Annotated in this window: 1 protein-coding gene and 1 pseudogene; both read right to left on the bottom strand. The window is 44.8% G+C overall.

The genetic code is table 11. The features are described from left to right. Window positions 1–182 (bottom strand): annotated as a pseudogene (locus tag ACNART_RS17990) (hypothetical protein); the annotation flags it as partial. After that, a partial coding sequence (locus ACNART_RS17995; protein ID WP_416303696.1) for a head-tail adaptor protein occupies window positions 172–286 on the bottom strand: 115 nt, incomplete at its 5' end. The gene ACNART_RS17995 and the pseudogene ACNART_RS17990, both read right to left, overlap by 11 nt.

The following is a 286-nucleotide window of genomic DNA, read 5'->3' on the forward strand; positions in this document are numbered from 1 at the left end:
CCCTTGCGTCGATGGGGCACCGTTTCCTTAAGGATAGGCACTCGATGTTTGATTTCTTCCTTTAACACCGAAGCGCCTGTATTCATCGCCTTACGCGCACTTTGATTTCTGGTTTTACGGGCGATGTCTTGCATTCGTTGAGCGAGTTCAGACAATCCACTGATTTTAATCTCACCCATCATTCACGCCCTCTTTGCACATTAATTGAAGCTCACGATGACGCTCATCAGGGTCAATAATCGAAATAATATTAAATAGTCGCTTACCCCATACAATACGCATTGAG

The sequence above is a fragment of the Proteus sp. LHD240705 genome (genome assembly GCF_047921555.1).
Taxonomy (GTDB): Bacteria; Pseudomonadota; Gammaproteobacteria; order Enterobacterales; family Enterobacteriaceae; genus Proteus.